The sequence below is a fragment of the Aeromonas sp. s5 genome, assembly GCF_040907865.1.
GTDB lineage: Bacteria > Pseudomonadota > Gammaproteobacteria > Enterobacterales > Aeromonadaceae > Aeromonas > Aeromonas dhakensis.
In genome coordinates this window covers 121,169-145,398 of sequence record NZ_JBFOCO010000023.1, presented here as the reverse complement: position 1 = coordinate 145,398, position 24,230 = coordinate 121,169, and the positions used below count along the sequence as shown (strand labels likewise).

At 62.0% G+C, this 24,230-nt stretch carries 21 protein-coding genes and 9 tRNA genes; 22 read left to right on the top strand and 8 right to left on the bottom strand.

From position 1 onward, the window contains the following. Positions 1 to 772: 772 nt before the first annotated feature. Positions 773 to 1,153, top strand: a complete 381-nt coding sequence (gene grcA, locus AB5Y94_RS13485; RefSeq protein ID WP_005298483.1) for an autonomous glycyl radical cofactor GrcA — start codon at positions 773 to 775, stop codon at positions 1,151 to 1,153. A 131-nt stretch (positions 1,154 to 1,284) separates the two neighbouring features. Here the strand turns inward: grcA and AB5Y94_RS13480 are convergent, their stop codons facing one another. The 7 genes from AB5Y94_RS13480 to hemA all read right to left on the bottom strand — a co-directional run bounded on the left by AB5Y94_RS13480 (position 1,285) and on the right by hemA (position 8,386). Further along, positions 1,285 to 2,565, bottom strand: a complete 1,281-nt coding sequence (locus tag AB5Y94_RS13480) for a dicarboxylate/amino acid:cation symporter (protein ID WP_368205765.1) — start codon at positions 2,563 to 2,565, stop codon at positions 1,285 to 1,287. 308 nt (positions 2,566 to 2,873) lie between these two features. Then, positions 2,874 to 3,728: a 3-deoxy-8-phosphooctulonate synthase gene (gene kdsA / locus AB5Y94_RS13475; RefSeq protein WP_005298479.1), complete on the bottom strand. Its 855-nt coding sequence runs from the start codon at positions 3,726 to 3,728 to the stop codon at positions 2,874 to 2,876. Between the two features lie 171 nt (positions 3,729 to 3,899). Then, entirely contained in the window at positions 3,900 to 4,700 is an 801-nt protein-coding gene (locus tag AB5Y94_RS13470) for a SirB1 family protein (protein ID WP_005298477.1), read from the bottom strand. Positions 4,701 to 4,711: 11 nt separating this feature from the next. Next, positions 4,712 to 5,095, bottom strand: coding sequence for a SirB2 family protein (locus AB5Y94_RS13465; protein WP_010633227.1), 384 nt, complete (start codon positions 5,093 to 5,095; stop codon positions 4,712 to 4,714). A gap of 43 nt (positions 5,096 to 5,138) precedes the next feature. Then, positions 5,139 to 5,987: a peptide chain release factor N(5)-glutamine methyltransferase gene (prmC, locus tag AB5Y94_RS13460; RefSeq protein ID WP_368205764.1), complete on the bottom strand. Its 849-nt coding sequence runs from the start codon at positions 5,985 to 5,987 to the stop codon at positions 5,139 to 5,141. Then, positions 5,987 to 7,075, bottom strand: a complete 1,089-nt coding sequence (gene prfA, locus AB5Y94_RS13455) for a peptide chain release factor 1 (protein WP_017785090.1) — start codon at positions 7,073 to 7,075, stop codon at positions 5,987 to 5,989. Before prfA ends, prmC begins: the two co-directional genes overlap by 1 nt. A 51-nt stretch (positions 7,076 to 7,126) precedes the next feature. Continuing rightward, complete coding sequence (hemA, locus tag AB5Y94_RS13450) at positions 7,127 to 8,386, bottom strand: glutamyl-tRNA reductase (protein WP_005298470.1); 1,260 nt, start codon at positions 8,384 to 8,386, stop codon at positions 7,127 to 7,129. 121 nt (positions 8,387 to 8,507) lie between these two features. Between hemA and lolB the strand changes: the two genes are divergently transcribed. The 15 genes from lolB to AB5Y94_RS13375 all read left to right on the top strand — a co-directional run bounded on the left by lolB (position 8,508) and on the right by AB5Y94_RS13375 (position 16,697). Next, positions 8,508 to 9,092 carry a lipoprotein insertase outer membrane protein LolB gene (lolB, locus tag AB5Y94_RS13445; protein WP_017765024.1) on the top strand — a complete coding sequence of 195 codons (585 nt, stop codon included), beginning with the start codon at positions 8,508 to 8,510 and terminating at the stop codon, positions 9,090 to 9,092. Positions 9,093 to 9,118: 26 nt separating this feature from the next. Next, complete coding sequence (ispE, locus tag AB5Y94_RS13440; RefSeq protein WP_026140914.1) at positions 9,119 to 9,988, top strand: 4-(cytidine 5'-diphospho)-2-C-methyl-D-erythritol kinase; 870 nt, start codon at positions 9,119 to 9,121, stop codon at positions 9,986 to 9,988. Beyond that, positions 9,968 to 10,042, top strand: a tRNA-Gln gene (locus tag AB5Y94_RS13435). The genes ispE and AB5Y94_RS13435 overlap by 21 nt, the downstream gene beginning before the upstream one ends. 309 nt (positions 10,043 to 10,351) lie before the next feature. Continuing rightward, the gene (locus tag AB5Y94_RS13430) at positions 10,352 to 11,299 is read left to right on the top strand and encodes a ribose-phosphate pyrophosphokinase (protein WP_005298464.1); all 948 of its coding nucleotides are present in this window, start codon (positions 10,352 to 10,354) and stop codon (positions 11,297 to 11,299) included. Positions 11,300 to 11,401: 102 nt separating this feature from the next. Next, the gene (locus tag AB5Y94_RS13425; RefSeq protein WP_368205762.1) at positions 11,402 to 13,393 is read left to right on the top strand and encodes a bifunctional UDP-sugar hydrolase/5'-nucleotidase; all 1,992 of its coding nucleotides are present in this window, start codon (positions 11,402 to 11,404) and stop codon (positions 13,391 to 13,393) included. A gap of 194 nt (positions 13,394 to 13,587) precedes the next feature. Further along, positions 13,588 to 14,184 carry an aminoacyl-tRNA hydrolase gene (pth, locus tag AB5Y94_RS13420; protein WP_368205761.1) on the top strand — a complete coding sequence of 199 codons (597 nt, stop codon included), beginning with the start codon at positions 13,588 to 13,590 and terminating at the stop codon, positions 14,182 to 14,184. Positions 14,185 to 14,432: 248 nt separating this feature from the next. Then, entirely contained in the window at positions 14,433 to 15,524 is a 1,092-nt protein-coding gene (gene ychF / locus AB5Y94_RS13415) for a redox-regulated ATPase YchF (protein ID WP_005298458.1), read from the top strand. A gap of 235 nt (positions 15,525 to 15,759) precedes the next feature. After that, positions 15,760 to 15,836, top strand: a tRNA-Met gene (locus tag AB5Y94_RS13410). Positions 15,837 to 15,844: 8 nt separating this feature from the next. After that, positions 15,845 to 15,919 (top strand) — tRNA-Gln (locus tag AB5Y94_RS13405). A gap of 146 nt (positions 15,920 to 16,065) precedes the next feature. Next, a tRNA-Gln gene (locus AB5Y94_RS13400) sits at positions 16,066 to 16,140 on the top strand. A gap of 42 nt (positions 16,141 to 16,182) precedes the next feature. Then, a tRNA-Gln gene (locus tag AB5Y94_RS13395) sits at positions 16,183 to 16,257 on the top strand. 38 nt (positions 16,258 to 16,295) lie between these two features. Beyond that, positions 16,296 to 16,372 (top strand) — tRNA-Met (locus AB5Y94_RS13390). A 45-nt stretch (positions 16,373 to 16,417) separates the two neighbouring features. Beyond that, positions 16,418 to 16,492 (top strand) — tRNA-Gln (locus tag AB5Y94_RS13385). Positions 16,493 to 16,528: 36 nt separating this feature from the next. Then, positions 16,529 to 16,605 (top strand) — tRNA-Met (locus AB5Y94_RS13380). A gap of 8 nt (positions 16,606 to 16,613) precedes the next feature. Next, positions 16,614 to 16,697, top strand: a tRNA-Leu gene (locus tag AB5Y94_RS13375). A gap of 241 nt (positions 16,698 to 16,938) precedes the next feature. Here the strand turns inward: AB5Y94_RS13375 and AB5Y94_RS13370 are convergent. Then, positions 16,939 to 18,771, bottom strand: coding sequence for an SLC13 family permease (locus AB5Y94_RS13370; protein WP_368205760.1), 1,833 nt, complete (start codon positions 18,769 to 18,771; stop codon positions 16,939 to 16,941). Positions 18,772 to 19,035: 264 nt separating this feature from the next. Here AB5Y94_RS13370 and pnuC point away from each other — a divergent pair, with 264 nt between their 5' ends. The 6 genes from pnuC (at position 19,036) to AB5Y94_RS13340 (ending at position 23,949) form a co-directional block, all read left to right on the top strand. Beyond that, the gene (pnuC, locus tag AB5Y94_RS13365) at positions 19,036 to 19,758 is read left to right on the top strand and encodes a nicotinamide riboside transporter PnuC (RefSeq protein WP_010633219.1); all 723 of its coding nucleotides are present in this window, start codon (positions 19,036 to 19,038) and stop codon (positions 19,756 to 19,758) included. Beyond that, on the top strand, positions 19,755 to 20,480 hold the full coding sequence (locus tag AB5Y94_RS13360; RefSeq protein ID WP_368205758.1) for a nucleoside phosphorylase: 726 nt from the start codon (positions 19,755 to 19,757) through the stop codon (positions 20,478 to 20,480). The genes pnuC and AB5Y94_RS13360 overlap by 4 nt, the downstream gene beginning before the upstream one ends. Before the next feature lie 127 nt (positions 20,481 to 20,607). Next, positions 20,608 to 21,279: a Crp/Fnr family transcriptional regulator gene (locus tag AB5Y94_RS13355; RefSeq protein WP_368205756.1), complete on the top strand. Its 672-nt coding sequence runs from the start codon at positions 20,608 to 20,610 to the stop codon at positions 21,277 to 21,279. Positions 21,280 to 21,322: 43 nt separating this feature from the next. Beyond that, on the top strand, positions 21,323 to 21,640 hold the full coding sequence (gene yqfB / locus AB5Y94_RS13350) for a N(4)-acetylcytidine aminohydrolase (protein WP_216988621.1): 318 nt from the start codon (positions 21,323 to 21,325) through the stop codon (positions 21,638 to 21,640). 67 nt (positions 21,641 to 21,707) lie between these two features. Beyond that, positions 21,708 to 22,109 (top strand): DUF1622 domain-containing protein, encoded by a 402-nt coding sequence (locus AB5Y94_RS13345; protein ID WP_043171172.1) that lies wholly within the window; start codon positions 21,708 to 21,710, stop codon positions 22,107 to 22,109. A 199-nt stretch (positions 22,110 to 22,308) separates the two neighbouring features. Beyond that, positions 22,309 to 23,949, top strand: a complete 1,641-nt coding sequence (locus AB5Y94_RS13340; protein ID WP_368205753.1) for an alpha-glucosidase — start codon at positions 22,309 to 22,311, stop codon at positions 23,947 to 23,949. Positions 23,950 to 24,230: the final 281 nt, after the last annotated feature.

Below are 24,230 nucleotides of genomic sequence, written 5' to 3'. Positions count from 1 at the left end.
GGCCGGATGGATGGCCTGCGCCCTGTCCACCCACACGGGCACAGCGCAGCACGCCACCATCCTCGATGAATACGGCAGGCCCGGGGTCACCTTGCTTTTTACGCAGGCCAATCGGCCAGCACGCGCCCCCTGCCCCCATTAATGCAGCAAGGGGCTCAGGATAGGGGGCCAGCCCCCAAGACGCAACCAGGATGCCCCTGCGGGTTCCTTCTCCCGGCCAAGCCGTGGCCACCGCGCTCACCTTTCGGTCGCTGCTGGCCATCTTCGGGTGAGCAAGAGGTCGGCACCGAACTCCCACGTGACTCCCCATGGCCTCGTCTGGCGATGGTTGGGCCACTCTCCCGCTCGCCTGCCGACCCCCATCGCCCTCTTTATCCTTGGTTAAGCCTCTCCTTCACCTCTTTGGCGTATCCCCATCATTGGCTTATCCCCTTCGCCTACTGTATGGCGAATCCAGCTGCGAGCGGGCTGGAACATGAAAAGATGTAGTTAAATTACTAGATTTAATTAATGAAAGATGCATAATTTGGATATCTTTCATAATCATAAAAATGACCTATTTTTGATTAATCTCAATAATTTAATCCCTTCGCATTCACACAGATCGCGTATTTTTTGATTTAGATCAATTTTCGTAATATTACCATCGTGGTATATATGACCCAACAAAGTAAAGGTGTAAGGCAAGGGCCCTTTAAATCATCCCGGTGGTTTAAATACATCAGGGTAATGTCCTTACAGTTGAATCCGCTTTCCTATGAGGAGTCATACCATGATCAAGGGCATCCAAATCACCCAGTCTGCCAACGCCGCTCTGCTGAACTCGTTCTGGCTGCTGGACGAAGAGAAGCAACAGGCTCGCTGCATCTGCGCCAAGGGTGATGCCTTTGCCGCCGATCAGGAAGTCAGCCTCTCCGACCTGGGCCAGTTCGAATACCGTGAACTGCCGGTACAGGCCGAGCCGGCCGTCGAAGGTGGCCAGCACCTGAACGTCAACGTCCTGCGTCGCGAGACCCTGGAAGACGCCATCGCCAACCCGGAGAAGTACCCGCAGCTGACCATCCGTGTCTCCGGCTACGCCGTGCGCTTCAACGCACTGACCCCGGAACAGCAGCGTGACGTGGTGACCCGCACCTTCACCCAGAGCCTGTAAGTCGCTCTGCAGCAACCGGTATCATGAAAAACGGCCCAAACGGGCCGTTTTTTTTATGGCTTGAATTCACCCACCCCCGTTGACTGCCCTTGCTCGACAGGTTGGCAGCGCACGGCGCAGATATCGGTGGCTCAATGCTGATCCACCTTGACGGCTTGCGGCGGGTTGCTCAGCGCCTCGTGCATCTGTTGCTCGTCGAGCTGATCGCAGTAACGGGCCACCACCAGGGTTGCCACCCCGTTGCCGATGAGGTTGGTCAGGGCGCGGGCTTCCGACATGAAGCGATCGATGCCGAGGATCAACGCCAGCCCGGCCAGCGGCAGGTGGCCCACCGCCGAGATGGTAGCTGCCAGCACGATGAAGCCGCTGCCGGTCACCCCGGCCGCCCCCTTCGAGGAGATGAGCAGCACCACCAGCAGGGTGATCTGCTGGAACAGATCGAGCGGGGTGTTGGTGGCCTGGGCGATGAAGATGGCCGCCATGGTCAGATAGATGGAAGTACCGTCCAGGTTGAAGGAGTAACCGGTCGGGATCACCAGCCCCACCACCGACTTCTTGCAACCGAGCGCCTCCATCTTGACCAGCATGCGCGGCAATACAGATTCAGAAGAGGATGTACCAAGCACGATCAGCAGCTCTTCCCGAATATAGGAAATAAAACGCAGGATGCTGAAACCATTCGCTCTGGCAATAGAGCCCAGTACCAGGAAAATAAACAGCAGGCAGGTCATGTAGAAGCAGGCGATTAATTGTCCGAGCTGAACCAGCGAGCCGATACCATATTTACCGATGGTAAATGCCATGGCACCAAATGCACCCACCGGCGCCAGCCGCATGATCATGTTGATGATCCCGAAAATAACCTGGGAGAAGCTGTCGATGACATTGAATATCATCTTTCCCTTCTCGCCGATATGGTGCAGAGAGAAGCCGAACAGCACCGCAAATAACAGTACCTGCAGAATATTGCCGCTGGCGAAAGCGCCGATCACGCTGCCCGGGATCACGTCCAGCAGGAAGGGGATGATGCCCTGTGTCTTGGCCTGCTCGGCGTAGGCAGAGATGGCGCTGGCGTCCAGCGTGGCGGGGTCGACGTTCATGCCCGTCCCTGGTTGCAGCAGGTTGACCACGCACAGCCCGATGATGAGGGCGATGGTGCTGACCACTTCAAAATAGAGCAGCGCGATGGCGCCGGTTTTGCCCACCGCTTTCATGCTCTCCATGCCGGCAATGCCGGTCACCACGGTGCAGAATATAACCGGGGCGATGATCATTTTGATTAATTTGACGAAGCCATCTCCGAGCGGTTTCATGTCCGCTCCGAGGTCGGGATATATATGTCCCAGGATGACTCCGAGGGTGATCGCTAACAACACCTGAAAATACAGGCTGCTGACTATTTTTTTCTGCATTCTTAACGTCCTGTCAGTTTAATGAGATGTGTCATGGCAGAAATACGCATGCAGCAAGCCGTGACGAAATATGGATTATCTCGCCCGGTTCGTGCCGTTCCCTCATCACAACAGGGGCTACTTTCACATGTTGAAAGAAGCAATTAATAGACATCAATCACACAACAGATTTAACAACATTAACACCATAGCAACCAGGATGTATTTATTCCGCGATTGATTTATGCTGGCCCAGGAAATAAAAACAGCGCGAAAACAAAAATGCCCCGCAGTGCGGGGCATTTTTATGGGGCCAGCGTGGGCCAGGTTCAGATGGAAGTATCGAGCGGCTCGAAGCCCTTGACCAGATCGTCGATAGCCTTCATCTGCTTGAGGAAGCCTTCCAGCTTCTCCAGCGGCAACGCGCTCGGGCCGTCGCAACGGGCCACCTTGGGGTCCGGGTGGGATTCGATGAACAGACCCGCCAGGCCCACCGCCATGCCGGCGCGGGCCAGCTCGGCCACCTGCTCGCGACGACCGCCGGAGGCGGCGCCCATGGGGTCACGGCACTGCAGGGAGTGGGTCACGTCGAAGATGACCGGGTAGCCGCCGGTGCTCTTCTTCATCACCCCCAGCCCCAGCATGTCCACCACCAGGTTGTCATAACCGAAGTTGACGCCGCGCTCGCACAGGATCAGGCGATCGTTGCCGCACTCTTCGAACTTGTCGGTGATGTTCTTCATCTGGCTTGGGCTCAGGAACTGCGGCTTCTTGATGTTGATGACGTTGCCGGTGCGGGCCATGGCCTCCACCAGGTCGGTCTGGCGCGCCAGGAAGGCGGGCAGCTGGATGACGTCGACCACCTCGGCCACCGGTTTGGCCTGATGGGGCTCGTGCAGATCGGAGATGACCGGCATGCCGAAGGTCGCTTTCAGCTCCTGGAAGATCTTCATCCCCTCCTCCAGACCCGGACCGCGGTAGGAGTGGATGGAGGAGCGGTTGGCCTTGTCCCAGCTCGCCTTGAACACGAACGGGATACCCAGCTTGGAGGTCACTTCCACGTACTTCTCGCACACGGCCATCGCCATGTCGCGCGATTCCAGCACGTTCATGCCACCGAACAACACGAACGGTTTGTCGTTGGCGACGTCGATGCCATTGACCTTGATATTCTTCTGTTCCATCTCAGGCTTCCTTAGGTAAAAGGGCTTGCAGGGCTTGAATCCACATCCGGCCGCACAGCCCAGGGCTGCGCGGCCTCGATACTCGTCTGTTGCATCTCCCAGGCCTTGCATGCAGCGGCATGGGACTCTTCATTCGGCCAGGGCCTCGCATGCAGCGGGGCCGTCAGCCCCTCAGTGGAGGGGCTTGGGGCTCAGATCCAGGGCGGCCAGCTGGGCTTTCAGCACGTCGGCCACCGGATCGTCCGGACACTGTTCAATAAAGTACTCAAAATCGTCGGCAGCAAAGCGCGGGCAGTCGAGCTGCTCGTAGATGAAACCGCGATCCCGCGTCTCCAGTGGGTCGCCGGGCTTCATCCGCAGCAGCAGTTCGCTGCAGCGCAGCGCCTCTGTCATCCGGTCTTCCCGCAGCAGGGCGCCCTTGCTCACGTTGAGCAGCCGCTCGATGATCTCCCACTGGCCGGCAGGCTGCAGGTGATCCGAGGTGAGGGTGGCCAGATTGCCGAGGGCCCCGCGCAGCAGCAGCTCGATGTGGTGCAGGCTCAGCTCATCGCCGGTGAAGGGGTCCACATAGACCTCTCCCTCGCTGCCGGCGAAGCTCACCAGGAAGTGCCCGGGGAAGCAGATCCCCTCCACGTCCAGCCCGAGCTTGCGCCCCAGCTGGATGATGAGGATGCCAAGGCTGACCGGAATGCCCTGCTTGCGGGCCAGGACCTGGGCCAGATCGCAGTTGGCCACCGAGAAGTAGTCCTGCCAGTCGCCGTGAAACCCTAAGGTCTGGTAGAAGCCCTGTAGCAGCTGACGGCGCACCTGGTCGCAATCCCCTTCCTCGATGGCCTCGTCCAGCCAGGCGTCGAGCCGGGCCAGCTCCGCCGTCCCGCGGCCGCTGATGCCATGGATCTCGTCGCTCACCGACAGCGCCAGCTCGGCGATGTCATGGGCTTCGAAATCGGTCCATTCGTCTACGCGTATCATCGTCATCATCCTTAACCGAACAGGCTGGCCTGCTTGTAGACGGCCAGCTTGGCGATGAAGAAGAGCCAGCCGAGGGCTCCCAGAAACGCAAACCAGCGGATGCCGTTACTGCGGGCCAGGCGCAGTGCCATCATGGCCAAAAAAGCCACCACCAAGATGGCGGTCAGCTTCTCGCTGAGCCAGGGGGTGGCGTTGTTGAGCGGATTGAGATCCAGCACCATGCACAGCAGCACGCCTGAGAGCACCACCAGGCCGTTGAGCCAGCCGCTCAACCGAAGGGTACGGGCGCTGGCGGCGCGGCTCGAGCCGGTCTGCAGCCAATAAAAGCGCAACATGAACATCAGCACGGCCAGGCCAATCAGCAGCAGGTGCAGATGTTTGATAGCAAAATACATAACGTGTCCTTGAACAGAGGCAGGCCCGGCCCGCCCGTCATCATCACCGAGCCAGCCGCCCCAGGGTCACCCGCTCGTTATCGCCGTAATCGCGCACGGTTTCCACCTGCACGTAGCCCTGTTGCAGCAGGAGTTGACGCACCGCCTCCCCCTGCTGCCAGCCATGCTCCAGCAACAGCCAGCCGCCCGACAGCAGATGAGCCGGTGCGCCGGTCACGATGAGGCGAATATCCGCCAGCCCCTGCTCGTCCGCCACCAGGGCGGAGCGGGGTTCGAAGCGCACATCCCCCTCGTCGAGGTGCGGATCCGCCCCGTCGATGTAGGGCGGGTTGGAGACGATCATCGCAAAGTGCGGCGCCTGGCTTGACGAGGGCGCGACCAGCGGCTCAAACCAGCTGCCGTCGCGCACCTCGATGGGCAGACCCAGTGCGGCGCTGTTGACACGGGCCAGGGCGGCCGCTGCCGGCATCCTGTCCACCGCCCATACATCGGCATCCGGTCGCTCCGACTTGAGCGCCAATGCGATGGCGCCGGTGCCGGTGCCCAGATCCAGCAGGGCGCAGGGACCTGCTGGCAGCCGCGCCAGCGCCTGCTCGACCAGCACCTCGGTGTCGGGGCGCGGGATCAGGGTGGCGGGGCTCACCTTCAGCGGCAGCGACCAGAACTCCCGCTCGCCAATCAGGTGGGCGATGGGCTCGCCATTGAGACGGCGTTCGAGCCAGCCCTGCAGGGTCGCCTGCTGGGCGGCATTTAGCTCGCGCTCCGGCCAGGTCATCAGGTAGCTGCGCCGGCACTCCAGCAGATGGCAGAGCAGCGCATCGGCATCGGCGCGGGGGGATTCCCCCCCTGCCAGGGTCGCCATGATGTGGGCGCGAGCCTGCTGGATCTGCATCAGTTGCTCTCGGCCAGGGAGGCGAGCTGATCGGCCTGGTACTCCTGGATCATCGGGTTGATGACGCAGTCCAGGTCCCCTTCCATGATCTCGCCGAGGCGGTAGAGGGTGAGGTTGATACGGTGCTCGGAGAGGCGCCCCTGCGGGTAGTTGTAGGTGCGAATGCGCTCGGAGCGATCCCCCGATCCCACCAGGTTGCGACGGGTGCTCTGCTCGGCGGCGCGGTGGCGCTCATCCTCGGCCGCCTGCAGACGGGCGGAGAGTACCGACATCGCCTTGGCGCGGTTCTTGTGCTGGGAACGCTCGTCCTGGCACTCCACCACCAGGCCGGTGGGCAGGTGGGTGATGCGGATGGCGGAGTCGGTCTTGTTGACGTGCTGGCCACCGGCCCCGGAGGCGCGGAAGGTGTCGATCTTCAGATCCGAGGGGTTGATCTCGATCTGCTCGGCTTCCGGTACTTCCGGCAGCACGGCGACGGTACAGGCGGAGGTGTGCACCCGCCCCTGGGATTCGGTTTCCGGCACCCGCTGCACCCGGTGACCACCGGATTCAAACTTGAGGCGGCCGTAGACGTGCTCGCCCTCCACCTTGGCGATCACCTCCTTGTAGCCGCCGTGCTCGCCGTCGTTGCAGCTGACGATGGAGACGCGCCAGCCCTGGCGCTCGGCATAGCGCGAATACATGCGAAACAGATCGCCCGCAAAGATCGCCGCCTCGTCACCACCGGCGCCGGCGCGGATCTCCAGATAGCAGTTGTTGTCATCCTTGGGGTCGCGCGGCAGCAGCATCACCTGCAGCGCCTGCTCCTGCTCCTCGAAGGTCGCCTTGGCCAGCGGCAGCTCCTCCTGCGCCATCTCGCGCAGGTCGGCATCCTCCTCTTCCAGCATCTGGCGGGTGGCGTCCAGGTTCTCTTCGGCCTGGCGGAATTGCTGGAAAGCGTGAACGATATCTTCCAGCTGGGCATATTCCCGGGTCAGGGCGCGATAGCGATCCTGATCCGCGGCCACGTCCGGCTCGCCGAGCATGGCCTGTACTTCTTCGTGGCGCTCGATGAGGCCTTCCAGCTTTCTGATCAGTGACGGGTTCATAAATCTTGTGTTCTCGATGGAGGACGGGACGACCGGGTGATCGCCCCCAAACTATGACTCTTGTGACAACCCCAGCACCTGGCGCAACTGGGCCAGCTGGTGGTGATCCCCCTGGGCGGCGGCCTGGCGCAGGGCCTGGGTCGGTGCGTGGATCAACTTGTTGGTGAGGCGGTGGGCCAGCGCCTTGAGCGCCTGCTCGGCAGGCTCGCCCTGCTGCAGAGCCAGCAGGGCGCGCTGCAGCTCTTCATCGGCCACCTGTTGGGACTGGTGGCGGTAATCGCGGATGAGATCCACCGAGTGGAGGCTGCGATACCAGCCCATGAAGTCATCGCGCTCTTCCTGCACGATGAGCTCAGCCTCGGCGGCGGCCCGTTTGCGGGTCTCGAGGTTCTGCTCGATGATGCCCTGCAGGTCGTCCACCGTGTAGAGATAGGCGTCCGAGAGCTCGTCCACCTCCGCCTCGATGTCGCGGGGCACGGCGATGTCCACCAGGAACATGGGCCTGAAGCGGCGAGCCTTGAGCGCCCGCTCCACCATGCCCTTGCCGATGATGGGCAGGGGGCTCGCGGTGGAGCTGATGACGATGTCCGCCTCGTGCAGGTAGTCCGGGATCTCTTCGAGCGTCATCACCTGGGCGCCGAACTCCTCGGCCAGCAGCTGGGCCCGCTGCAGGGTGCGGTTGGCCACCATCATCTGGGTGACGTTCTGCTCGCGCAGGTGGCGGGCCACCAGTTCGATGGTCTCGCCGGCGCCGACCAGCAGCACCTTGGTCTGGGAGAGATCGGAGAAGATCCGCCGCCCCAGGCTCACCGCGGCAAAGGCCACCGACACTGCGCTGGCGCCGATCTCGGTATCGGTGCGCACCCGCTTGGCCACCGAGAAGGATTTCTGGAACAAACGCTCCAGCGCCCCCTTCACCGCCTCGGATTGCTGGGCATGGGCATAGGATTGCTTGATCTGCCCCAGGATCTGCGGCTCTCCCAGCACCAGGGAGTCGAGCCCGCAGGCCACCCGCATCAGGTGGCGGACCGCCTCCTCGTCCTGATGCCGGTAGATGGCTGAGACCACCTCGGCGGCATCCAGATCGTGAAACCGCTGCAGCCACTGCAACACCTGCTCGCCCTGCCCCTGCTCCAGGCTGCAGTAAAGCTCGGTGCGGTTGCAGGTCGAGACGATCACCGCCTCGCTTACACCAGGTTGGGCGACCAGTTCACGCAAGGCGCGATCGATGCAGTCCGGGCCGAAGGCGACCCGCTCCCGCAAGGCGACACTGGCGGTGTTGTGGTTGATTCCGAGGGCAAGCAAACTCATGAGTGGGCGTGGATCGTATCTGTGCGCAGGGAGTAAAGGCTGCCAATTGTACGAGAAAGGGTAAGTCTTTAAAAGCGATACGACCCCCCCGTATACTGTGCCAAATCACCTTTTCCGGAGCATGACCTTGTTGTTGCGTCTTTTCACCCTTGGCTGCCTGCTGTTGCTAGCCGGTTGTGCCACCACCCAACCCCAGCGCGATCAGGTCAACTGGCAGCAGGAGCGTACCCGGCTCGAGCAACTGACCCATTGGCAGCTGTCTGGCAAGATGGCCATCATCACCGCCCAGCAGAAGGGCAGCGCCCGGGTCAACTGGCAGCAGGATGGCGACGACTATCGCCTCAACCTCACCAGCCTGATCGGCACCCACATCCTGGAGCTCTCCCGCAGCAAGGGCGAGATCACCCTGATCGACAACGAGGGCAACCCGCACCAGAGCCAGGATGCCGAGGCGCTCGTCTATCAGCTCACCGGCTGGAACATTCCGGTGGCCGGGCTGCCGGCGTGGATCAAGGGCTTGCCGGGCGAGGCCCAGTTCGAACTCAACCCCGACCGCAGTCTGGCCAGCGTGCGTGACGGCCAGTGGCAGATCGTCTATGGCGACTACCGGGATCAGGACGGCTATCGCCTGCCGCACCTGCTCACCATGACCGGCCAGGGCAGCCGCCTCAAGCTGCAGATCAACCAGTGGACCATCACCCGCTGATGGCGGCCATCGACAAGGACTCCCCCATGAGCGCCATGCGCTGGCCGGCTCCGGCCAAACTGAATCTCTTTTTGCACGTCAACGGCCGTCGCCCGGACGGCTACCACGAGCTGCAGACCCTGTTCATCTTCCTCAACCACGGCGACTGGCTCGAGTTCGAGGTGATCCCGGCCAGCGATAGGCTCACCCTGAGCCCGGCCATTCCCGGCGTGCCCGATGAACAGAACCTGATCATACGCGCCGCCCGTCTGCTGCAGGCCAGGCTGCCGAGCCCGCAGGGGGCCCATATCAGGCTGGAGAAGGTGCTGCCCATGGGCGGTGGCATCGGCGGTGGTTCATCGGACGCCGCCACCACGCTAGTGGCCCTCAACCACCTCTGGCAAGCCGGCCTGAGCGAAGACGAGCTGGCCGAGCTCGGCGTGCAGCTGGGCGCCGACGTGCCGGTGTTCGTGCGCGGCAAGGCCGCCTTTGCCGAGGGGGTCGGTGAGCGGCTGCAGCCGGTCGAGTTGCCGAGCGCCTGGTATCTGGTGCTCAAGCCCGATTGCCATGTAGCGACCGCCGCCGTGTTCCAGGATCCGGACCTGCCCAGAGATACCCCGAAAATGGCATTGCACAATCTGCTGGAAGGGGAGTGGAAAAACGATTGCGAATTGCTGGTGAAAAAGCGCCACCCCGAGGTTGCCAATGCGCTCGGCTGGTTGCTAGAATACGCGCCGTCAAGAATGACGGGCACAGGAGCCTGCGTCTTTGCTCAGTTTGAAGACGAAGTGGCTGCTCGGGAAGTGTTGGCAAAAGTGCCGAGAGAGTGGGATGGATTTGTCGCCAAGGGCGAGAACATATCACCACTCTTCGCTACATTGCAACAAGTCAGTGATTGGGGTATCGCCAAGCGGTAAGGCAGCGGGTTTTGATCTCGCCATTCCTAGGTTCGAATCCTAGTACCCCAGCCATCTCCTGAACATCGAACAGGGTATATCGATTCACCTGCCGCAGCAGTCTTGCCGGGAGTGCACACTCCCCCTCGCCGGTTGCAGCACCCATCGTTACCCTGTCGTCTTCGGGAAGGTCACTGGTCATCATGGATGACGGGGCGTCGACCAGCACGACGCTCAACCGGCTTGCCGCATGTAACGTGGGCACCTGACCTGAAAGCAGCCTATAGTGGTCTGACCCGTCAACTTGATAAATCGTTTGCCCCCAAACGATAAGGGTCTAATCAGACTCCCCACATACTGGATGCAACCCCGAGGTTTCAAACCGTGCCTGACATGAAGCTGTTTGCTGGTAACGCAACGCCGGAACTAGCCCAGAAGATCGCAGATCGCCTGTTTATCAAACTCGGCAATGCTGCCGTAGGTCGCTTTAGCGACGGCGAGATCAGCGTACAGATCAACGAGAATGTACGTGGTGGCGATATCTTCATCATTCAATCCACCTGTGCCCCGACCAACGACAATTTGATGGAATTGATCGTGATGGTGGATGCTCTGCGTCGTGCTTCAGCTGGCCGTATCACTGCCGTAATTCCCTACTTTGGCTATGCCCGTCAGGACCGCCGCGTCCGCTCCGCCCGTGTTCCCATCACCGCCAAGGTCGTCGCCGACTTCCTCTCCAGCGTCGGTGTGGATCGCGTGCTGACCGTTGACCTGCATGCCGAGCAAATCCAGGGCTTCTTCGACGTCCCGGTCGACAACGTGTTCGGCAGCCCGGTGCTGCTGGAAGACATGAAGTCCAAGAACCTCGAATCCCCCGTGGTCGTGTCGCCGGACATCGGCGGCGTGGTACGTGCCCGTGCCATCGCCAAGCTGCTGGACGATACCGACATCGCCATCATCGACAAGCGTCGTCCCCGCCCGAACGTCTCCCAGGTCATGCACCTGATCGGTGACGTGGCCGGCCGCGACTGCATCATCGTCGACGACATGATCGACACCGGCGGCACCCTGTGCAAAGCCGCAGAAGCCCTGAAAGAGCGCGGCGCCAAGCGTGTATTCGCCTACGCCACTCACCCGGTCTTCTCCGGTTCCGCCGTGGAGAACATCAAGAATTCCGTGATCGACGAACTGATCATCACCGACTCCATCCCGCTCACCGCGGAGATGAAGGCGGTCGACAAGGTCAAGCAGCTGACGCTCTCTTCCGTGCTGGCCGAAGCCATTCGCCGCATCAGCAACGAAGAGTCCATCTCTGCCATGTTTGAGCATTGATAGACCCTGTTGTGACAAAAACCGCCAGCTGGCGGTTTTTGTCTTTCTAGTCCCAGTTACACCCGGTATTGCCCTGCCCCGTCGCAGGTTAAGGATTGTTCCATGAATCGCTTGCGCCCGCTGCTGCTCCTCGCCTTCTGCAGCTTCCTGTTCGCCTGTCAGCCCAACAATGAAAACCAGCCTTTCGTGCTGACCCTGGCTCATATGAACGACACCCACTCCCAGTTTGACCCGGTCAACGCCGAGCTGAAGGGGCCTCTCTTTGGCAAGCAGGGGGAGACCGACACTCTCTACACCCGCTTCGGCGGTTATCCGCGCCTGCTCACCATGGCGAAATCCTTCCAGGCCGACGCGCTGGCCAAGAACCAGCCGCTCCTGCTGCTGCATGGCGGCGATGCCTGGCAGGGCAGCGGCTACTTCAAGCTCAACGAGGGGATGGCCAACGCCGAGCTGCTGAGCCAGTTCGGCCTCGACGCCATGGCGCTGGGCAACCACGAATTCGATCTGGACAACCAGAAGCTGGCCCGCTTCATCAAGGGGGTCAACTTCCCGGTGCTGGCCGCCAACCTGGATACCCGCGACGACCCGGATCTGCGCCACGCCGCCAACCTCAAGCCGTTCGTCATCTACGCCTTCGACGGCAACCAGAAGAGCCCGGTCACCGACATCAACAACCTGCCCCAGGGCAAGCAACTGGTCGCCGTGATGGGGCTGGTGCTGGAGGACATGGCCAACATCTCCCCCAACGTCGGCAAGCTGCGGTTCGGCAATGAAGTCACCTCGGCCCAGGCCACGGTGGATCTGCTGCGCCAGCACGGCATCGACCACATAGTGGCGCTCACCCACATCGGCAACCAGCGGGATCTGGCGCTGGCGGCCAAGGTGAACGGCATCGACGCCATCGTTGGCGGCCACTCCCACAGCCTGCTCGGCGATTTTCGCAACATCGGCTGGGGCAACACCGGCGAATATGCACAGCTGGTCACCAACCCGGACGGGGTCGGCATGACCTGCGTGGTACAGGCCGGCTCCTATGCCCAGGCCATCGGGCTGGCCCGGGTCAGTTTCGACGCCCAGGGTCGGGTCATCGCCTGTCAGGGTCAGAACCAGCTGCTGGCCAGCCGCGACTTCTTCGCCGACCCGGCTCGCCAGCAGACACTGGATGAAACCCGCAGCAAGCAGGCCGGCAAGTTCATCGACGCCCAGCCCAATCTGGTGACCGTGGACGAGGATCCGCGCCTGCGCGGCATCATCGACAGCCACTACAAGCCCGCTCTGGAGCAGGCGTTCGGCCCCGTCATCGCCACCATCCCGGCCGCCCTGCAAAATGCCCGCCGCCCCGGCGACAACGGCAGCGACAGCCACGGCTCCGACGTCGCCCCGCTAGTGGCAGAAGGGCAGTATTACTGGGCCAATACCCCGGCGGTGCAGGCGCTGACCGGCGGTCCGGTCCACTTCGCCCTGCTGGCGGTGGGCGGCGTGCGCGCCGATCTGCCGGCCGGCGAGCTGCGCGAAGGGGATGCCGCACTCACCCTGCTGCCATTCAAGAACCAGCTCTCGGTGCTGACCCTGACCGGCGCCGATGTGCGCGCCCTCTTGACCGAGACCATCACAGCCACCCTGCCCGCCAGCGCCCACGCCGGCAAGTTCCCCTACGGCGGCCACCTGCGCTACACCTTCACCGAGACCACCCCGGGCAAGGGCGGCGCCCTGACCCAGTTGCAGTGGCAGAATGCCGACGGCCAGTGGCAGGATCTGGTGGACAGCCAGCGCTATCGGGTGGTGATGAACGCCTACAGCGCCAACGGCAACGATGGCTGGCAGGCGCTGGCCCGCGCCCAGGCGCAGCAAGCCGAGCGGCTGGATCTTGCCTGGCAGGATGGCAAGTTGACCGGCTTCCCGGTCGAGCGGGTGGAGCAGCGCGGCGATCAGCTCAGCGCCCGCTATGCCGCCGGTCATCAGCTTGACTGCAAGGCGAGCGGTGTGGATTGCGGCACCGACGCCGCCTCCTTCGTTGTCTACGTGCGCGATGCGCGCCCCACCCTGACCGCCCTGGACGAAGAGACGGTCACCCTGGCGCGTGCCGCGCAGTAACCCGGCCTCCGCCGGCAAGCCACAAAACGGGCCCCGCACTGGGGCCCGTTTTGCTGACGTTGGCCACCGGTTCCCCGCTTTTCCCCAGCACTGGCCGAGCTTTGGTTGAGTGATCGCCAGTCGGCGGCTAGAATATTGCGTCCCATTGCCCTGGGCAGTCGGCCCATTGCAAGCAGCGAGTGAAGAAATCAAGCGTGACAAGCCAAATCAAACTGATCGTGGGGCTGGGCAATCCCGGCCCGGAATATGCCAAGACTCGCCACAATGCGGGCGCCTGGTATGTGGAGCAACTGGCACGCTGGCACAATGTCAGCCTGCGCGAAGAGCCCAAGTTCTTCGGCCACACCGCCCGCATTCAGGTGGATGGCCAGGATGTGCGCCTGCTCATCCCGAACACCTACATGAACCTCTCCGGCAAGGCGGTGACCGCGCTGGCCCGCTTCTACCAGATCGAGCCGGAAGCCATGCTGGTAGCCCACGATGAGCTGGACCTGCCCCCCGGCATCGCCAAATTCAAGCAGGGCGGCGGGCACGGCGGCCACAACGGCCTCAAGGACATCATTGCCAAGATGGGCAACAACAACAATTTCTTCCGGCTGCGGCTGGGGATAGGTCACCCGGGCGCCAAGGAGCTGGTCGCCGGTTTCGTGCTGACCAAGGCGCCCAGCAGCGAGCAGAGCCTGATCGACGCCGCGCTGGACGAATCCCTGCGCGCCACCGACATTCTGTTCAAGCAGGACATGACCAAGGCCATGAACCGGCTGCACAGCTTCAAGGCCGAGAAAGTCTGAATAGAGATGCCTGACACGCGTCAGGCTCGCACAATATGACAGGGTCGCCCAAGAACCTGTCCACGCACTGTGACGAGAGGTCGTCAGCAAGGTGAAGCGCAGCGCAGGAACCGGAGCGTATAGTCATACGTGAGCGCTCTTGGTTTCACATAAGCGAGCAGCACATGAGCCTTGATCACAGCCTCGCAGCAAGAGCGTGGACAGGTTCTGCGGCCCTCAACAGCATCCATCAAGTAAGGTAACAATCCATGGGTTTTAAATGCGGTATCGTGGGCCTGCCCAATGTAGGCAAATCCACCCTGTTCAACGCGCTGACCAAGGCCGGCATCGAAGCCGCCAACTTCCCGTTCTGCACCATCGAGCCGAACACCGGCGTGGTACCGATGCCGGATCCCCGCCTCGACCAGCTGGCGGCCATCATCAATCCGCAGCGCGTTGTGCCGACCACCATGGAATTCGTGGACATCGCCGGCCTGGTGGCCGGTGCCTCCAAGGGCGAGGGCCTCGGCAACCAGTTCCTGGCCAACATCCGTGAAACCGAGGCCATCGGTCACGTGGTGCGCTGCTTCGAGGACGAGAACATCGTTCACGTGGCGGGCAAGGTCTCCCCGGCTGACGACATCGAGGTGATCAACACCGAGCTGGCTCTCTCCGATCTGGATGCCTGCGAGCGCGCCATCAACCGCCAGTCCAAGCGCGCCAAAGGCGGCGACAAGGATGCCAAGCTGGAAGTGGAAGTGCTGGAGAAGATCAAGGTGGCACTGGAAGACGGCCAGATGATCCGCGGCATGAAGCTGGACAAGGACGAGCTGGCCGCCGTCAGCCACCTCAACTTCCTGACCCTCAAGCCCACCATGTACATCGCCAACGTGGCGGAAGATGGCTTCGAGAACAACCCCTACCTGGATCAGGTGCGTGAAATCGCCGCCGCCGAGAACGCCGTCGTGGTGGTGGTCTGCTGCGCCATCGAAGCGGACATCGCCGAGCTGGATGACGAAGATCGCGCCGAGTTCATGGCGGATCTGGGCATCGAAGAGCCGGGCCTGAACCGGGTGATCCGCTCCGGTTACGAGCTGCTCAAGCTGCAGACCTACTTCACCGCCGGCGTGAAGGAAGTGCGTGCCTGGACCATTCCGGTGGGCGCCACCGCCCCGCAGGCCGCGGGCAAGATCCACACCGACTTCGAAAAAGGCTTTATTCGTGCCCAAACCATCGCCTTCGAAGACTTTATCGCCTACAAGGGTGAGCAAGGCGCCAAGGAAGCGGGCAAGATGCGCGCCGAAGGGAAGGATTACATCGTCAAGGATGGCGATATCATGAACTTCCTGTTCAACGTCTAATCCCATGAGAGGCCAGCATTTGCTGGCCTCTTTTTTTATCTGGCCCAAGCACCTATCTGCCGGATATGTCGTAAAAAAAACCAGATTGTTGGGCTTTTGCGCGACAGCGACCAATAACTCGCCAAACGCACTCAAATTCGTTTTTTCAGACAAAAAAAGGGTTGACGCCCCAGAGCCAGATACGCATAATTCGGCCCGCACAGTGACGAGGCAACGAGGCACTGGAAGCAAGGTTGGCTATGTAGCTCAGTTGGTTAGAGCATCGCACTCATAATGCGGGGGTCACAGGTTCGAATCCCGTCATAGCCACCATCTCTAGTTGGGGTATCGCCAAGCGGTAAGGCAGCGGGTTTTGATCTCGCCATCCCTAGGTTCGAATCCTAGTACCCCAGCCATTATTTCAGTTGTCGACACTAAGGTGTTGGTGACAGGTCAAGGGAAGCAGTGATGGGTGTTGAACTCGTCAATGTGTCTAGGTTCAAATCCTGGTATCCCGGCCATTGTTAAAAGATGTTTGATAGACTCTGTCAGACATTGTTTTTGGGGTATCGCCAAGCGGTAAGGCAGCGGGTTTTGATCTCGCCATCCCTAGGTTCGAATCCTAGTACCCCAGCCATTTTTAAAAAGATGTTTGATAGTTTCTGTCAGACATTGCTGTTGGGGTATCGCCAAGCGGTAAGGCAGCGGGTTTTGATCTCGCCATCCCTAGGTTCGAATCCTAGTACCCCAGCCATCATTCTGTTCTCTTCCACCCAGTGGTTGACAACAAACGGCTATGTAGCTCAGTTGGTTAGAGCATCGCACTCATAATGCGGGGGTCACAGGTTCGAATCCCGTCATAGCCACCATTTTGAAAAACGTTCCTTCAATCATCTGATTGTAAAGAACACTGTTGGGGTATCGCCAAGCGGTAAGGCAGCGGGTTTTGATCTCGCCATCCCTAGGTTCGAATCCTAGTACCCCAGCCATTTTTACTTGTATTCGACGCGAGTCGTGCACAAGACGGCTATGTAGCTCAGTTGGTTAGAGCATCGCACTCATAATGCGGGGGTCACAGGTTCGAATCCCGTCATAGCCACCATTACTCTTGCGGAAGTGGCGAAATTGGTAGACGCACCAGATTTAGGTTCTGGCGCCCTAGGCGTGAGAGTTCGAGTCTCTCCTTCCGCACCATCGAAAGCAGTACCAAATAGACCAGCCCAGGCTGGTTTTTTTGTATCCGGCGTTTGCCACTCTTCTTCCCCTCTCCATGCCATCGCACGTCTGCAACCCCTCCCATGTATCAACAGCTGGGCCTTGTGCTCTCCTCTGCGACGGCGCTCATGCCCGGCTTTCGCTTAATGCCGTCCTTTTCATGTCAGATTACTGCGGGCAATAAAAAGGCGGCCCGCAGGCCGCCATGTCATATGTGCCGTCAGAACGGGAAGAACCAGGGGATGGCGATGACGCTCACCACCATCACCAGCGCCGTAAAGGGCACGCCGATGCGCACGAAGTCCACGAACTTGTAGTTGCCAGGGCCCAGCACCAGGGTGTTGACCGGCGAGGAGACCGGCGTCATGAAGGCCGCCGAGGCGGCGATGGCGATGGTCATGGCAAACGGATAGGGGGAGACCCCCATCTGCTGGGCCGTGCCGAGCGCGATCGGAGCCATCAGTACCGCCGTCGCGGTGTTGGAGATGAACAGCCCGATGACGGCGCACAGGGCGAACAGACTGGCCAGCATCACCCGCGGCCCCATCTCCCCCACCGTCGAGATAAGCGCGCCGACGATGAGATCCACCCCGCCGGTCTGTTGCAGCGCGAGCGCGAAGGGCAGCATGCCGACGATGAGGATCAGGGTCGGCCAGTGGATGGACTTGTAGGCGCTCTCCATGTCGATACAGCGAAACTTGCCCATCAGCAGGCAGGCGATCAATGCCGCGATGACATTGGGCACGGGATCGGTCACCATCAGCACTATCATGACCCCGAGCGCGATCAGGGCGTGAATGGCCTGACTGCGGGCCGGCGCCATCTCGTCCACTTCGGCCGGCAGCCCCAGCAAGAGGAAGTCGCGGCTGTGGGTCTGCAGCAGGCGGATCAGGCTCCAGTTGCCCACCACCAGCAGGGTATCCCCCATCTGCAGCGCCTCGTCCACCAGCTTGCCGCCAAGCGCCTCGCCGGCGCGGCGGATCCCCACCACGTTGAGGCCGTAGTGGGAGCGAAACGCCACCTCACGGATGCTCTTGCCGAGCAGGCGGGATTCCGGGATGAGCGACACCTCCGCCATGCCCACCTCCCGTGCCTGGTCGGAGAAGTATTCGCCACGCAGGATCATGGGCTCGAGTCGCGCCTCGCTACAGAACTCGCGCACGTCCACCTCGGGGTCGGACATGTCGATCAGCAGCACATCCTTGGCCTGGAACTCGGTCACCCCGGAGACGGTCACCATCACCCGCCGGAACTTGCGCCAGCGCTCCACCCCGATGACGTTGGCCCCGTAGCGGGCCCGCAGTTGCAGCTCGTCCAGGGTCTGGCCGATCAGGGGGGAATCGGGCCGCAATGCCAGCCGGCGCGCCCGGCCGGCCAGCCGATAGTCGCGAATGAGATCGCGCATGGTGCTGCGCCCGCTCTGCTTGTGCTTGCCCTCCTCCTCGCTACGTACCAGGGAGGTGCGCATCAGCAGCATGTAGAGGATCCCCATCCCCAGGATGATGACCCCCATGGGGGTGAAGCCGAAGAAGCCGAAGCCGTGGATGTCGTGGCGCATCAGCTCGCTGTTGACCACCATGTTGGGCGGCGTCGCCACCAGGGTCATCATGCCGCTGATGAGGCCGGCAAAGCCGAGCGGCATCATCAGCCGGCCGGCCGGGATCCCCATCCGGTTCGCCACGCTCAGCACCACAGGGATGAAGATGGCCACCACCCCTGTGCTGCTCATCACGGCCCCCAGCAGGGCGACCGCCACCATCAGCAGCACCAGCAATCGGGTCTCGCTGCTGCCGGCTACCTTCACCAGTGCGTCCCCCACCTGATAGGCGATGCCGGTGCGCACCAGCCCCTCCCCCACCACGAACAGGGCGGCAATCAGGATGACGTTGGGATCGCTGAACCCCGCCAGCGCCTGTGGCAGGGTCAGGGTGCCGCTCAGCACGAACAGTATGATGATCAGCAAGGCAACCACGTCCATGCGGACCCTGTTGCTCACAAACAGATAAATGGCGCCCACCAGCATGCAGAGGACCCAGACCAACTCGGAATTCACGCTCGCTCCTTTCGTTCAACACCACCCCGACCGCAGCGGGGGGATTCCATCAGACCACAGCCCATTCATCCCCATTTTGTGACATGTCAATAAAGGGCAGGGCATCATCGCATATCAGGGTGTCATCGGGGGCCTAAAGTTGCTTGCGGTTTGTCCATTCTTTGAGGTGGCTCGGCCCTGCACGGACAAAAGTCCTGCAAACACCCCCACGCCGCCCCTAGAATAGGCCCGGTTCACGCCCCCCTATTTTCCAAGGAAATGAAAATGAGCATATTCGAGTGGTTCAGCATCAATCACACCCTGGTGACCATACCGCTGGGTGGCGGCTACGCCATGTCGTGGATCGAAGCCGTCGGCACCCTGTTCGGGCTGGCCTGCATCTGGTGCGCCAGCCAGGAGAAGACCATCAACTACCTGTTCGGGCTCATCAACGTCAGCCTGTTCGCCATCATCTTCTTCCAGATCCAGCTCTACGGCTTGTTGCTGCTGCAGCTGTTCTTCTTCTGCGCCAACCTCTATGGCTGGTACGCCTGGACCCGCCCGGCCAATGCCCAGGGGGATACCCTGCAGATCCGCTGGCTCAGCAAGTCCAAGCTCGTCGCCACCGCCGCCGTGAGCGTGCTGGCCATCGCCCTGCTGACCCTCTATATCGACCCGGTCTTCGCCGCCCTGGCACGCACCTCGGTCGCCCTGCTCAACCTGTTTGGCGCCAACCTCGCCACGCCCGAGCCCTCCCCCGATGCCTTCCCCTTCTGGGATGCCAGCATGACGGTGCTCTCCGTGGTGGCCCAGATCCTGATGACCCGCAAGTACGTGGAGAACTGGATCCTCTGGGTGGTCATCAACATCATCAGCATCGGCGTCTACGCTGCCCAGGGGGTCTATGCCATGTCCCTTGAGTACCTGATCCTGCTGTTCATCGCCGCCAACGGCACACGCCTCTGGATGGTCAGCGCCAAACGTCCGCAACAGGAAGTGATCGCATGAGCCTGCTACCCCATCTGCAATGCCGCCCGGATCAGATCGCCGAACGGGTGGTGCTGTGCGGCGACCCGGCCCGGGTCGACCGCATCGCCAGCCAGCTCGATGAGTGTGACGTGCTGGGCCAGCACCGGGAATTTCGCCTGATCAACGGCCGCTATCAGGGGCTACCCATTACGGTGTGCAGCACCGGTATCGGCGGCGTCTCCGCCGTCATCGCGTTGGAGGAGCTGGTGCAGGCGGGTGCCCGCGCCCTCATCCGGGTCGGCTCCGCCGGCGCCCTGCAGCATGAGATCGCGCTGGGGGATCTCATCGTGGTGGAGGGGGCGGTGCGCAGCGAAGGCGCCTCGCAGGCCTATCTGCCGCCTGAGTACCCCGCCTGCGCCGACATCCGCCTACAGGCCGCTCTGCTCGCCCATCTCGGCGCCAGTGGCCAGCCTCACTGGCACGGGCTGGTGCGCTCCCACGACAGCTTCTACCGGGATGACGAGCAGGAGGTGTGTCGCTACTGGCACGCCCGCGGTGTGCTCGGGGCGGACATGGAGAGCGCCTCCCTGCTCGCCGTCGGGCGCCTGCGCAAGGTGCGGGTGGCCGCCGTGCTCTGCAACGTGGTGGCCTTCGAGCAGGACGTGCAAGCGGGGGTGAGCGACTACGCAGCCAGCGAAGCCGCCATGATGACCGGCGAGCGGCTGGCCATCGCCGCGGCCCTCCACGCCCTGACCCAATAGAGCGGGTCTGCCGGGGCCGCAAAGGCCCCGGCAAAACGTTACGCCCGGCACATTCGGGGGCACCAGCGCTGGCATCCAGCCCCCGCCCTTGCTAGCCTCATGACCCTCGTCAAGCCGGGCCTTCCCCATGCAGCAACAACCCTACCCCCTCGGTCGCTTTCACGCCGAGCTTGCCGCTCTCGAACCGCGCTTTGCCGCGGCGCTGACGGCCTGCACCCTCTATTCTCGCCGCTACCTGCCGGGCGAACCCATCATGCGCCAGGGAGAGCAGTGCGAGCACCTCTATCTGGTGGCCCAGGGTCGCATCTCCCTCAACAGTGCGGTGCACTCGGGGCGGCTGTTTCAACTCGGCGAAATCGAGTGCCACCAGCAGATCTTCGGCGAGATGGAGTTCTTCAGCGCCACCCCGGTGCAGTGGAGCGTGGTGGCCGAGACCGAGCTGGACGCCGACGTCATCTGCGCCGACAAGCTGGCCAAGCGGCTGCTGGCCGAGCCCGAGCTGACCCTCTTCTTCGCCGCGGCGCTCGCCAGCGACTATCTGGATACCCTGGACATCACCACCAGCCGGCTGCTGCACCCTATCGCCTACAACATCGCCTTCGAGCTGTGGCGCGAGCGCCAGCGCACCCCCATGCTCGGCTCGCGCAAGCGGGCCCACGAGGCGGCGCGCTTCGGCACCACGGAGCGGGTCTACCGGCGTGCCCTCAAGGAGCTGATCGAACAGGGTATCGTCGCCGATGGCCCCGACGGCCCCGTCATCGCCGATCTGGCCAGGCTGCGCGCCTATCTCGACCTTTGATTTCAATCCACCCCATTTCGATTCACCCTGTCAGGAGAGTGCCATGTCAACCAATCCCGAGTTCACCTTCTTCAGCCGCTTCGTCGCCGACATCCAGGCCGGCCGCAAGACCATCACCATTCGCGACGAGAGCGAGGCAAACTGGCAACCCGGCCAGCGCCTGGCGCTGTTCACCAACCCGGAGCACCAGCCCTTTGGCACCATAGAGGTGCTCTCGGTCAAGGCGGTCGCCTTCGATGAACTGAATGACGAGCACGCCCGTCAGGAGAACATGACCCTGCCTGAGCTCAAACAGGTGATCCGTGACATCTACCCCACCCTGCCGCCGCTCTATGTCATTGAATTCAAACTGCTTGCCTGAGCCGGATTTGGCCTTTGCCGAGCGATGTGTTAATAGTGTCCTCTTTTGAATCAGGGAGGTGATCCGAGTGTTTGAGATAGCGAGCCTGCGAGAGGGCATGATGCACGGGGTCGAGCTGTTCCAGCTGCTGCTGGAGATCATCTCCATCGCCTGCGTGGTGATAGGGTTGGGCAAGACCCTCTGGCTGGCGGCGCGGGTGCGGGATCATGAACCGGGCTTTCCCCACATCCGGCTCTGTTTCGGCAGCTGGCTCATTCTGGCGCTGGAGTTCCAGCTCGCCGCCGACATCCTGGCCACCACGGTGGCACCGAGCAAGGAGGAGCTGATCCGCCTCGCCATCATCGCGGTGATCCGCACCTTCCTGAACTACTTCCTTGGCAAGGAGCTGGAAGCCCAGACCGAGCGCCAGCAAGACAAGGCAGAGCGCCAGCTGGAACAGCGCAGCGAACAGGCCAAGGTCGCCCAATAGCCTGCTTTCCTTGCCCGGCATCCGCGCTGGGTACCGTGCCATCCCGCCCCCCCGTGGCTCGGGATGGCCCAGTTGTGATCCTCCCCTCACTTCTGACAATCAGCCACCAATGGAACCCTTTTCAAGGTTTTCACTGCCCTGTTGACTTCCCGCGCATCTGCGTAAGATAGACATTATCCTCCCCCAACCGGCCCAGTTGATGAACCCGCAACCTCTCCACACACCCGACATCGATCTCGATAGTTGCGTCATCTACCAGATCTACCCCATGAGCTTTCAGGACAGCGACGGCGACGGCATGGGCGACATCAACGGCATCCGCCAGCGTCTCGGTTATCTGGCCACCCTGGGGGTCGACATGCTGTGGCTCACCCCCCTCTATCGCTCCCCCAAGCGGGACAACGGCTACGACGTGGCGGACTACCGCGCCATCGACCCCGCCTTCGGCACCCTGGCCGAGATGGAGCAGCTGATCGCCGAGGCGGCCGCTCACGGCATCGGCATCATGATGGATATCGTCGCCAACCACACCTCCACCGAGCACGCGTGGTTTGTGCAGGCGCTGGCAGGCGACCCCCGCTATCAGGCCTATTACGTGTTTCGCGATCAGGCCTTCGTCGATGCCCACCCGGTTACCTCGATTTTTGGCGGTAGCGGCTGGCAATACGTGCCGGCGCTGGATTGCTACTACCTGCACAACTTCGACGCGAGTCAGGCCGATCTGGACTGGGACAACCCGGCGGTGCGGGTCGAGATGGCAGAGGTAATCCACTTCTGGCTGGGCAAAGGAGTAAAGGGATTTCGCTTCGATGTGATAGATATGGTCAGCAAGAGCTGGTCGCCCCTCGCCATGAGCAACGGCCCCCGTCTGCACGACTATATCCGCGAGCTCAATGCCGAGAGCTTCGGCGGCCAGGGGATCATCACGGTGGGGGAGACCTGGGGAGCGGACCTCACCCATATGCAGAACTATTCGAACCCCGATGGCAGCGAGTTCAGCATGGTATTCAACTTCGAGCACCTGGGGTTGGGGCAGGACAAGTGGTCATCCCGCTTCGACCCCCTCGCCTTCAAATGGGCCATGGCCCGCCACCAGCAGGGGCTGCACGGGCGGGGCTGGAACAGCCTGTTTCTCGGCAACCACGACCTGCCCCGCGCCGTCTCCCGCTTTGGCGACGACAGCCCGAAGTGGCGGGAAACCAGCGCCAAACTGTGGGCCATGGTGCTGCATCTGATGCAGGGCACCCCCTTCATCTATCAGGGGGAGGAGCTCGCCATGACCAACCGCCACTGGCAGCCGGGAGAGCTGCGCGATGTGGAGGCGATCAACTACCGCGCCAGTCAGGCGGGGCTGGACCCTGCCGAGCTCGCTCGCCGCCTCGATGCTATCGGCCGCGACAACGCCCGCACCCCGATGCAGTGGGATGCCGGCCCCAGCGCGGGCTTCAGCACGGCCACCCCCTGGATTGCCCTCAACACCAATAACCTAGAGATCAACGCCGCCGAGCAGCTGGCCCGCCCCGATTCGCCGTTTCACTGCTATCGCCAGCTCATCGCCCTGCGCAAGGCCCACCCCGTCATTCGCCACGGTGACTTCGAGCTACTGGATGGGGACGACCCGGAGCGCATCGGCTATCGCCGCTGCTGGCAGGATCCGGCGAGTGGAGAACGGCACACCCTGCTGCTGCTTGCCAACCTCACTGACCACCCCCTGGTCATGCCGCACTTTGACCAGGTGGAGGCAGGTGCCCCCCTGCTGATCAGCAACTACCCGGGGCAGCCCGCCGCCACCTTTGCCCCCTATCAGGCGGCGGCCTGGCTGCTGCCAGCAAGGGAGTAACGGCACTCCCTGGCTCGGCGCCAGCCTTCGTCAAGGGGGCTGGCCCCTGTGCTTCCCCCTGCTTATTCCCCTCCCGCTGACCTTGCCGACCCGCACCGGCGATTTACTCACTTAAAAACTTCGCATTTAACGGCTCGTACGACACCGATTTGAAATATCCGAACCGGCCTCGCTATCGACAATTGAAATAGTGCAACACCCTGTTTTTGCTGGAAATAAACAGCATCAAAAAAGACTCGTTTGTCATCAAGTGACTATATTCAACGCGGTTTAGCCTGGGT